The following is a 10,794-nucleotide window of genomic DNA, read 5'->3' as shown; positions in this document are numbered from 1 at the left end:
AGTAGCTGAACCAGCGACGCAGCAAGCTACGTCGCTTATCTGCCCTTGATTACTCCGGCAGAGGCCGGTTCTGGGCACGGAACTCATGGGCTTCGTAGGTGCCCAGATTGCGCATCTCTTTGGTAAAGAACTCCAGCTCCTGCAGCGCATACTGCATCATCCGGTCATCGGGGTGGCCTTCAACATCCAGGTGAAAACTGGCGCCTTTGGTCAGGCCGTTACCGATATAACTTTCCAGCTTCACCATGTTGATGCCGTTGGTGGCGAAACCGCCCAGGGCTTTATAGAGTGCGGCGGGGATGTTGCGCACGGTAAACATCAGTGAGGTGATGTAGGATACCTCGGGCTGACGCTCTGGAATTCCCTGTTCATTTGAGAGAATCAGGAAGCGGGTCGTGTTGCCGGTGACATCCTGAAAGTTCTCTCGCAGGATCTCCAGGTCGTAGAGGTCAGCGGCCAGACTGGAGGCTATAGCGCCATGGGTGACGTCTGGATTTTGTGCCAGTTCGTAGGCAGAACCGGCGGTATCAAAGGCGGCAATCGGGTCGATGCCCAGCTGTTTGATATGGCCATCACACTGGGCCAGCGCCTGGGGGTGCGAAGAAACGGTTTTCAGTTGCTCAACTGTACTGCCTTTAATACCCAGCAGACAGTGGTTAACCGGTTCGAAATGTTCGCCGATAATGTGCAGCTGGCTCTTGGGCATCAGCCGGTAGATCTCTTCCACCCGACCGGCGGTGGAGTTTTCCAGTGGAATCATCGCCAGCCTGGCTTTGCCCTGGTCCACCATCAGCATCGCTTCAACAAAGGTTTCACAGGCAAACGCCTCCATCTCCGGGAAGACCCGACGACAGGATAGGTGTGAATAGGCGCCTTCGACGCCCTGAAACGCGATGATGTTCGGTGTAGCTGACATGTGGGTTCCGGTTAGGCAAAAATATTAAGGCGGTAATTATGTCACAGATTTTGATTTTTGCAGTGAGCAGGCTGACATTTTTCAGTAATATGTGGCGCAACAATTATTGACTGCATACTTAACGGCATCCTTATCTGCAAACCAGCCAGCTTATTTTGGGACCCCGATGACTCCGGAACGCACCGCTAAACTTACTCAGACCCTCGACCGTCGACAACCAGACCTGACCCTGATCACTGATATGGTTCATAAACCCCGCAATATTGCTGCGCTGATTCGCACCTGCGATGCTGTGGGTATTCCCCGTATTCATACAGTGACTCCAAAGGAGGGGTATGGATTTCGTGGTACCACCCGAGGCAGTGACCGTTGGGTAAAAACCCAGAATCACCGCTCGGTTTCAGAGGCGATTGCGGGGGCTAAAGATCAGGGGATGAAGATTTATGCGGCGCACTTTTCAGACCGGGCCATTGATTACCGGGATGTGGATTTTACCGTGCCCTGCGCGCTGTTGATGGGAGCGGAAAAGTTTGGCGTGAGTGATGAGGGCGCTGAGCTTGCGGATGAGCACATTCTGATACCGATGATGGGGATGGTGGGGTCACTTAACGTCTCTACTGCGGCAGGTATTATTCTCGTGGAAGCGCAGAATCAGCGCTTGAAGGCAGGGATGTATGAGCAATCCCGGCTTGATCCGCAGGAGTATCAAGATACGCTGTTTGAGTGGAGCTTTCCCGATCTTGCGGATTATTGCCATAAACAAGGTCTGGAATATCCGCCCCTGGATGAGTTGCTGGCGCTGACGGATGCCCCCGCCTGGTATCAGGCGGTCCGGGAAGGCACCGCAGCAAGGCGTCAGTGGTGATGGCCGCATCGCTTCAGATAGTCTGTTGCAAAGGTCTTAATTTTTAATATACGTGCTTCGATAAACAACAGGAGAGAGTGCATGCAGTTTCCGCGTTTTGTTCCGCTTGCCCTGTTGATGCTGGCGTTGTCACTGATGGGGACAACGCTGGTGACCCAGTTTGTGCGCAACTGGGCTCTGACCGATCTGAAGGAGAACGGCGAGAGTCAGCTGTTGAGTATCATCAGCCAGACCCGCTCGGAACTGGCCGACTACAAGTACCTGCCATTTCTCATTTCACAAAGTGGTGATGTGGCTGAGTTGCTGCGTAACCCCTCACCGGACAGAATTGCCCGGGTCAGCCGTTATCTTGAACAGACTAATCTGGTGGCGGGCTCTACAGCACTGTTTGTTCTGGATGTACAGGGGCGTGCTCAGGCGTTTAGTCATTGGCGGGCACAGCAGGACTTTTACAGTGTCAGCCACCGGCAGCAAACCTACTTTCTGCAGGCACTGGAGGGACAGCAGGGCTTCCAGCTGGTGTTGCCTTCGGGGGAGAGTGACGGTGCTGTCTATCTGTCAGCTCCGGTGTATGTGAAAAGTCAGCTGCTGGGGGTGGCAACGGTACGGCTTGATCTTGAACTGTTCCAGGCCGGACTGGATCAGACCAGCCATTATCTGTTTAGTAAGGCGGGCCATATTCTGATGGCCAGTAAACCCTATCAACCGGCTAAACAGCTACAGAGCTTTATCCACAAACAGCAGATAACAACGCTCTACGATGGTTCTGAAATTACGCTGGTGGAGTTGGACAGTGGTGAAAGGGCGGTGCTGCAGACGGTCACTCTGGATGATCTTGGCTGGCAGGTTTCGGTGCTCAATGACCTGCGCGAAGTAACCCGCATTCAGCGCAATGCGACGCTGTTTACCATTGCCTTTTTTATCGTTATCTCGTTGCTGGTGTTTCTGCTGCGGGAACGGCAGTTAAAGCATATCTCCCGCCGGGAGACGCAGCAGGCGCTGGAGCGGAGTGAGTCACGGCAGCGGGATATTATTAATAATGCCCATGTTGGCATGATTACGCTGGATAGTCAGGGGCGAATTCTGTTTATCAATCCGATGGCGATGCAGCAGTTTGGTGTGTCGATGCCGAGGATTAAGGGTACCCATATCGGTGATCTTATCGAACCGGAAGTGTATCAGGGGGTGATGAAACGGGTACTGGAACGTCTTGGCAGCCGCGGTTTCGCGCCGGTTACCGCAATGGAAACGGTGGCAAAGCGTTCCGATGGTAATACCTTCCCGATGCTGTTTTCAATCAAACAGATGAAGCGGGAAGCGACCGCTAATTATCTGGTGACAGTGATTGATATCACGCCGCGAAAACGTCTGGAAAGAGCGTTGCAGGAAGCTAACGACCAGCTGGAACATCAGGTGCAACAGCGTACTCAGGCTCTGCGGGAAGCCCAGGATGAGCTGGTGCAGGCGGAGAAAATGGCGGCACTGGGGCGGATGTCCTCGGCGGTGGTGCATGAGTTAAATCAGCCGTTAACCGCATTGCGAACCTATATCGCTATCTGTCGTCAGCTGATCGAACGGCAGGAAACCGAACAGCTGGACGCTAATCTTGAGCTGATTAATGATCTTATCAGTCGCATGGCGGTGCTCACCCGGCAGCTGAAAACCTTTGCCTATCAAAAGCCGCAACACCTGTCACCGGTTGATCCGCTGCTGGCGCTGGATCAGGTGGTTAACCTGTATCGTGGGCGCATCGAACAGCAACAGATTGAGCTGGTGTATGCCCGGCCTGATCTGCAGTTACAGGTGAGTGGTGACAGTGCCCGGTTGGAGCAGATCTTTGTTAATCTGCTCAGCAATGGCTGCGATGCCCTGACCGGCGTGGCTGAACCCCGTTTGGAAATAGGCATTCGCACTGATGCTGAAAGCGTGACCATAGAGGTGGTGGATAACGGAGAGGGGATTGATGAACAGAGTCAGGCGCAGCTGTTTGAACCCTTTTTTACCACTAAACCGATTGGTGAAGGGCTGGGGTTAGGCTTGCCTATCGTCCGTTCCATTGTGCATGATCTGCGCGGGGTGATTCGGGTGAACAGTCGGCCGGGTTATACCTGTTTTAGTGTTACCCTGCCATTAATCGGGCAGTCAGAGGAGTGATAATGAACAGAGGTCAGGTTTTACTGGTGGACGATGATCCGATTATCCGCCAGTCCACATCACAGTGGTTAACGATGGCCGGTTTTAAGGTGATTGCCTGCGACCGGGCCGCCGAGGCACTGACTCACCTGAATGAGCAGTTCCCCGGGGTGGTGGTCAGCGATGTGAAGATGCCGGAGATGGATGGTCTGCAATTTATGCAGGCGGCCCGCGCTATTATCCCCGAACTACCGGTTATCCTGATCACCGGACATGGTGATGTGGATATGGCGATCGGTGCGATGCGTGATGGCGCCTATGATTTTATTGAAAAGCCCTTTGTGCCTGAACGCCTGGTAGAAACGATTAACCGGGCCTGTGAAAAACGTCTGCTGGTGCTGGAAAATCTGCGTCTGCAACAGGATCTGGCATCCCGCAGTGGCATCGATGCTAAAATTATCGGCATCTCACCGGCAATTCAGAAGTTGCGGCGCGATATTCTTAAATATGCGGCACTGGATACCAGTGTGATCATCTATGGTGAAACCGGTAGTGGTAAAGAGTTGGTGGCCCAGTGCCTGCATGAATTCAGTCCCCGTAGCGAGCATAACTTTGTGCCGATTAATTGCGGTGCCATTCCCGAAAACCTGATCGAAACCGAACTGTTTGGTCATGAGGCAGGGGCCTTTACCGGGGCGGCCAAAAAGCGCACCGGTAAGTTTCAGCATGCCGATGGTGGTACCTTGCTACTGGATGAGATTGAAAGTATGCCCGCCAGTCTGCAGGTGAAAATCCTGCGCAGCTTGCAGGAGGGGGTAATTGAACCGCTTGGGTCTAACAAGCAGGTGCCGGTGAATCTGCGCATTGTCGCCGCGTCCAAGGCGGATCTCTCTGTAGAGGAAAACTTCCGTCAGGATCTTTACTACCGGCTTAATGTGTCCTGCCTCTATCTCTCACCGTTACGTGATCGGGTCGAAGATATTCCGCTGTTGTTTGAATACTATGCCCGTCAGGCGGCGACCCAGCATGGGCGGGAGCTGCGTGGCATTAATCGGCAGGATCTGAGCAATCTGCAACAGTATCCCTGGCCCGGTAATGTCCGGGAGCTGAAAAATATCGCGGTGCGTTTTGCTCTGGATGACACGTTGCCGGTGGCTGATCTTATCTATCCGGAAACCGCCATTGAGCCGATGAGTAGTGATCGGGTGGAGAGCAGTCTGCCATTGGCGGCACAGGTGGCTAATTTTGAGTACAAGGTGATCTGCGAAGCATTGCGGCAGCACAACGGTAATATTAAAGCGGTGATGGAGATGCTGGATCTGCCACGCCGGACATTGAATCAGAAAATGGTTAAATACCAGATCGACCGCTCTCAGTTTATCGATTCAGCGGGAGAGTAAGCAAAAACTTGCTTATTGCTCCTGCATTCCTGAAAAACTCTGCTTAACTTAGGTGTATCCGGTCCCACAGGGAGATTTTTTGCCTCATCGAGGCTGAAATCTGCGCTTTATAAGCAAGATCTTGCTTATGTGTTGGCCTGGCTATCGGCAGCTTTTTGCTTATATGGCCTGTTTTAATATCCCCTATATGGTAAATAATATTTATTTATCAAAGGGTTATGATTTTATTTCAGGCTTGGCACTGGCATTGCTTTATTAGATGGAAACTAACAATAAATCCCGAGTGAAGGAAGCTAACATGCAAAGTAGTAAACGAACTCTTATCAAAGGCCTGGGTCTTGCCGTCACACTGAGTGCTGCATTGGGCGGCATATCCATTGCACAGGCTGAAGAGAATCGCTCCTATATTCTGGCGACTGCCTCTACCGGTGGAACCTATTATCCGGTAGGTGTTGCGCTGGCAACCCTGACGAAAGTAAAGCTTGAACCGAAATATAAGGTGTCATTGTCGGCGATTAACTCTGCCGGCTCCGGTGAGAACATCAAACTGATGGATGAAAATGAAGCACAGTTTGCGATTCTGCAGGGCCTTTATGGTGCATGGGCCTGGAATGGTGAAGGTGCTTTTGCCGCGACAGGTCCGAAAAAGAACCTTCGCTCTGTGTCGATGTTATGGCAGAACGTTGAGCAGTTTGTGGTCAAATCTGATCTGGCAAAAACCGGTACTGTTGATGATCTGAACGCGCTGAATGGTAAGAAATTCTCTATCGGTAAGAAAAACTCCGGTACTGAAGGCTCCGGTCTGCAGATCCTGAAGGGGCTGGGCGTGAATGCTGACAGCCTGGATATGGCGTATATGGGCTATGGCCCCAGTGCGGATGCGTTGCAGAACGGTACTATCGAAGGGATGAACATTCCGTCAGGTGTGCCAACCTCGGCGATTACCCGGGCGTATGCCTCTCTGGGTAGTGATATGACGGTACTCGATTTTACCGATGAGCAGATCAAAAAAGCCAACGGTAACTACAAGTTGTGGACCCGGTTTGTAATTCCGGCCAACACCTATCCAGGTCAGGTTAAAGATATCAACACCATGGCACAGCCTAACTTCCTGGCGGTACGTGATGATGTGTCAGAAGAAGATGTGTATATGCTGACCAAAACTATCTATGAAAACCTGCCATTCCTGAACGGTATCCATAAGGCAACTAAAGCGATGTCCCTGGAAAAGGCGATTGAAGGTTTGCCGCTGCCGCTGCACCCGGGTGCTGCCCGTTACTACAAAGAAGTGGGTCTGACGATTCCTGAGCATCTTATTGCTGAGTGATCTGCGTTGACTGGGCTGTATCTGTTCGTCGATCAGCTCAGTGATCCTGCGGGGGCCTTTAACGGCCCCGCTATCTTAAGTTTTACGTTCACCGTCAACGGAATACCGCTATGAGTTCTCTTGATCCTAATACCGATGAGGAAGTCGCTGCCAAGCTGAAGAGCCTGGAGCTGTTACAGCGTCCGGAAAAGTCGCTGACAGGCCGTTTTATCTACTGGGCCGGTGTTGTCTTCGCACTGGCACATATCTACTTTAATACTCTCAGTACGGTCTCTGAGTTGTGGGTGTCTGCCATCCATTTTGGCGGTTTTGCCATGCTGTGTGCGCTGATGGTGCCGATGGTGCGCAGTCATACTGTAGCGGGTCGTCGCATCACGCTGATACTTGATATCCTCTTAGGCTGTGCTGCGATTCTTTGTACGCTCTACCTGATTGGCTTTGAAGATGCCCTCTATGCCCGCGGGGTTAAGTTTGACGATCTTGACTGGGTGTTCTCGCTCTGCGCTATCTTTATCGCGCTGGAGATGGCCCGCCGTACCACCGGCTGGTTTATTCCCTGCATGATTATCGTTGCCCTGACCTATGTGTTCTGGTGGGGGCAGTATGTTGGCGGGATTTTTGGCTTTCCCGGCCTGAGTCTGGAAACCCTGCTGTATCGTAGTTATTTCTCTTCGGAGGGGATGTTTGGGCAGATCGCCCGGATCTCCTGGACCTATGTGTTCATGTTCATTCTGTTCGGCGCTTTTCTGGTGAAGTCCGGTGCCGGTGATTTCATTATTGAACTGTCCCGCTGTGCCGCAGGGCGGATGGTCGGCGGACCCGGTTTTGTGGCGGTGCTCGGGTCTGGTCTGATGGGATAGGTGTCGGGCTCCTCTGTAGCAAATACCGTATCCACCGGTGTCATCACCATTCCTCTGATGCAGAAAGCGGGTTTTCCAGCCCGTTTCGCTGCCGGTGTTGAAGCGGCAGCCTCGACCGGCGGGCAGCTGATGCCGCCGGTGATGGGTGCCGGGGCGTTTATTATGGCGTCTTATACACAGATCCCCTATGTGGATGTGATCGCAGTAGCAGCACTGCCTGCGCTGCTGTACTTCCTCTCGGTGGGCTTTTTTGTCCGGGTCGAAGCGATGCGCAGTCAGGCGCAGGCGGTCGAACTGGATTCCCGTCCTGTGGGTGAAGTGTTCCGTGATGGCTGGCACTATCTGTTGCCGCTGGTGGTCCTGGTCAGCCTGCTGATCTATGGTTTTACACCGACTTATGCTGCCGGTATCTCCATTATTTCGGTCGTTGTGTCTTCCTGGTTGTCGAAACATCCGATGGGGTTCCGGGATATCTTCGATGCACTGGCGCAGGGGTCTAAAAATATGGCGACGACGGCGATGTTGCTGATCGCCGTGGGGTTGGTGGTTAACGTGGTAGCGATGACCGGTATCGGTAATACCTTCTCCCTGATGGTGGCCGAATGGGCCAGTGGCAGTCTGCTGATTACGCTGTTACTGGTGGCGCTGGCATCGTTGATACTGGGTATGGGGCTACCGGTCACCGCAGCCTATATTGTGTTGGCCACGCTGTCTGCTCCGGCACTGTATAACCTGATTGCAGAGATGCAGCTGGTGGATATGATGGTTAACGGTACACTGCCGGAAGTGGCCCGTACTATTTTCTTACTGGTGGATGCTGATAAAGCAGCGTTGCTGGCGGAACCGATGAGTAAAGTTGATGCCCAGCAGTTGCTGGCGCTGGTGCCCGGTGATTTTAAGGGGCAGCTACTGGAGCAGGCGATTGATCCGGCGCATCTGGCGATGATTCTGCTGTCTGCCCATATGATCATCTTCTGGCTGTCACAGGACTCTAACGTCACCCCGCCAGTGTGTCTGACCGCGTTCGCTGCTGCGGCGATTGCCAAAACACCACCGATGGCGACCGGCTTTACTGCCTGGAAGATTGCGAAGGGGCTGTATATTGTGCCACTGCTGTTTGCTTATACCAACTTCATTGGTGGCACGACCGCCGAGGTGCTGAGTATCTTCTTCTTCGCGATATTTGGTATTTATGCGCTGGTGGGATTTATGGAAGGGTACCTGGAAAGCCCGCTGAATCTGCTCTTGCGACTGGTTTCCGGTGCGGCGGGTATGCTGATGCTCTGGCCCCATGGTCAGTGGTGGCTAAGTAGCCTGGGACTGGTGGTTTTTCTGGCGCTGTTTTTTTATAGCCGGTCTACCCGGGAGGTTCAGCAAAACGGTGCAGTGCAGCCTGGTTAAACCGGTCTTGCGCACTCAGAAACCGGCCAGCAGGCCGGTTTTTTTCGTTTTTCACATAAATAGTGAGTAATATCACTTATTCCGACGGTGACAATTTGCTAAATTGTCTGCTGGAATGATTGTTCCTTGTACTTTGCTAAACAGGTGCGCTGAGGTTGAGTATCTGTTGTGGTGGTAATGTCTGTAAGACGATCAAGGCTGGCTTAATACATGGGTCCTAACAGTGGATTGTTATGGTCGCCAGTTTTCTGTTTAACTCCGGGGGGGAGTTAGCAGTACAAATGTTATGAAGAGGCTTGTAAAAAGACTTTTCGGACTTGCGGTAGGGACTATGTTAATAAGATCGAAGTCAACACCATTGAACCTGGTTTTTCGTTTACCAACGCTGTTAGGCGTTAGTTCTGCGTTGCTGTTTTCCTCTGCATCAACCGCTGCTGATCAGAATGCTGCTGAATGTTATCAACTTTTCTCTTCAGCGGAGTATCAGAGTGCCCGCAGCCAGTGTCAGGAGCTGGCTGAGCTGGGTGATGCGAAGGCCGCTTTTCTGCTGGCGACGATGTACTACCAGGCGCTGGGTACAGACGAGGATGATCAGCGTGGCTTATTTTGGGATCAGGTCGCTGCCGAAAAAGGTCATCCGGAGTCGGCTTATCGTCTTGGGCTGGCTTACCAGTTGGGGCAGGGGGTTGGCCAGAGTAATAGTCAGGCGCGTCACTGGTATCAGCAGGCCGCACTGGCGCAACATGCGAAAGCACAAAAGCTGCTTGGCTCGATGTTTGAAACCGGTGCAGCAGGCGAGAAAGATCAGGCCAGGGCTTATCAGTGGTATCTGAAAGCCGCTCAGCAGGGGCTGGTTAGCGCTCAGTTGAAAGTCGGTACCATGTTGCTTGAAGGACGGGGAGTTGAAGCAAACCGGGCTTCAGCCCAGCACTGGATTCGTAAAGCGGCTGAAGCGGAAAACGCTAACGCCCAGGTAGCAATGGGGGTGATGCTGGCTGAAATTGATCCTGCTGAGAGCCTTAGCTGGTATCAACGTTCGGCTAAACAGGGTAACAGTCTGGCGTTGCAAAATCTTGCACTGGTTTATTATGCCGGTCAGGGGGTCGAGGCCGACCATCATAAAGCTGCAGAGCTGGCGCAACAGGCGGTTGATGCGGGGAATAGTGAAGCCGCTGCGTTGTTAAATCTGATCCGGCTGGAAACCGAGCAGCAGAAAGTTGTTGAACTGCAGGCGGAGAAGCAGCAGCTGACACGTCAGATACGAGAGTCTGTGCCCGATAACGGTTCCGGTGAGCAGCAGTTGCTGCTGGCCACCCTTTCAGTTGAAGGTTTGCTACCCCCGGCTCAGGAAGATGCATCTGCCGCGACGGTTGAGGATACGGCAACTGCCGTTCTGGCGGCCAACTCCGCAGAGGCACCGGCGTCAGGCCCCGGACAGACAGTTGTTACTGAGGTAGTAGCTGCATCTGAGGCAGAGCCTTCTGCCGATCTCCCGCCGGCGCAGCCAGGCTGGCAACCAGATAACCCCTATGCCCTGCCTGATGGTTGGGTGATGGATAAGTTTCCACCTGATTTTACCGTTCAGCTGCTGTATGGCACCGATGAAGCCGGTATGCTCAAGTACATTAAAAAGCATAACCTGCCGGACAGTGTCAGGTATTTTCGTACTCAGCGTGAAGCGGGCCTTTTCTATGTCCTGATCTATGGTGAGTACAAAACCATACCTGAGGCAACGGCAGCTCTGGCTGAGATTCCTGTGTCTGCCCGTAAAAATCACTGGGTTCGTAAATTCAGACGCTTACAGGAGCTGTATCTGCCACCAGAGTCCTGATAAATGCAGGGCTTTGGTGTACGTAGCTGCGGCCTCTGGTTTAGCCCCTTATTAATACTCA

The 10,794-nt window shown here is 52.8% G+C and carries 6 protein-coding genes and 1 pseudogene; 6 read left to right on the top strand and 1 reads right to left on the bottom strand.

Annotated features, from left to right (window positions below):
- Positions 1–49: 49 nt before the first annotated feature.
- Positions 50–916, bottom strand: a complete 867-nt coding sequence (locus ACQY8X_RS03445) for a prephenate dehydratase (RefSeq protein WP_428033743.1) — start codon at positions 914–916, stop codon at positions 50–52.
- Positions 917–1,082: 166 nt separating this feature from the next.
- On the opposite strand from ACQY8X_RS03445, the gene trmH reads away from it, so the two are divergent.
- The 6 genes and pseudogenes from trmH to ACQY8X_RS03415 all read left to right on the top strand — a co-directional run bounded on the left by trmH (position 1,083) and on the right by ACQY8X_RS03415 (position 10,733).
- Positions 1,083–1,781, top strand: coding sequence for a tRNA (guanosine(18)-2'-O)-methyltransferase TrmH (gene trmH, locus ACQY8X_RS03440; protein ID WP_428033742.1), 699 nt, complete (start codon positions 1,083–1,085; stop codon positions 1,779–1,781).
- Between the two features lie 81 nt (positions 1,782–1,862).
- A complete protein-coding gene (locus ACQY8X_RS03435) occupies positions 1,863–3,935 on the top strand; it encodes a sensor histidine kinase (protein WP_428033741.1) in 2,073 nt (690 codons plus the stop codon).
- A gap of 2 nt (positions 3,936–3,937) precedes the next feature.
- The gene (locus ACQY8X_RS03430; RefSeq protein ID WP_428033740.1) at positions 3,938–5,314 is read left to right on the top strand and encodes a sigma-54-dependent transcriptional regulator; all 1,377 of its coding nucleotides are present in this window, start codon (positions 3,938–3,940) and stop codon (positions 5,312–5,314) included.
- 298 nt (positions 5,315–5,612) lie between these two features.
- On the top strand, positions 5,613–6,641 hold the full coding sequence (locus ACQY8X_RS03425) for a TAXI family TRAP transporter solute-binding subunit (protein ID WP_428033739.1): 1,029 nt from the start codon (positions 5,613–5,615) through the stop codon (positions 6,639–6,641).
- Positions 6,642–6,751: 110 nt separating this feature from the next.
- A pseudogene (locus ACQY8X_RS03420) lies at positions 6,752–8,902 on the top strand (TRAP transporter permease).
- Positions 8,903–9,233: 331 nt separating this feature from the next.
- Positions 9,234–10,733, top strand: coding sequence for an SPOR domain-containing protein (locus ACQY8X_RS03415; protein ID WP_428033738.1), 1,500 nt, complete (start codon positions 9,234–9,236; stop codon positions 10,731–10,733).
- The last annotated feature ends 61 nt before the right edge of the window (positions 10,734–10,794 follow it).

The sequence above is a fragment of the Amphritea sp. genome, assembly GCF_050300915.1.
GTDB lineage: Bacteria > Pseudomonadota > Gammaproteobacteria > Pseudomonadales > Balneatricaceae > Amphritea.
This window is presented reverse-complemented; position numbering and strand designations above follow the sequence as displayed.

Excerpts from the sequence above, each read along its gene's own strand:
- ACQY8X_RS03445 (WP_428033743.1), bottom strand. The coding sequence starts at position 916 with ATGTCAGCTACACCGAACATCATCGCGTTTCAGGGCGTCGAAGGCGCC.
- trmH (WP_428033742.1), top strand. The coding sequence starts at position 1,083 with ATGACTCCGGAACGCACCGCTAAACTTACTCAGACCCTCGACCGTCGA.
- ACQY8X_RS03435 (WP_428033741.1), top strand. The coding sequence starts at position 1,863 with ATGCAGTTTCCGCGTTTTGTTCCGCTTGCCCTGTTGATGCTGGCGTTG.
- ACQY8X_RS03430 (WP_428033740.1), top strand. The coding sequence starts at position 3,938 with ATGAACAGAGGTCAGGTTTTACTGGTGGACGATGATCCGATTATCCGC.
- ACQY8X_RS03425 (WP_428033739.1), top strand. The coding sequence starts at position 5,613 with ATGCAAAGTAGTAAACGAACTCTTATCAAAGGCCTGGGTCTTGCCGTC.
- ACQY8X_RS03415 (WP_428033738.1), top strand. The coding sequence starts at position 9,234 with ATGTTAATAAGATCGAAGTCAACACCATTGAACCTGGTTTTTCGTTTA.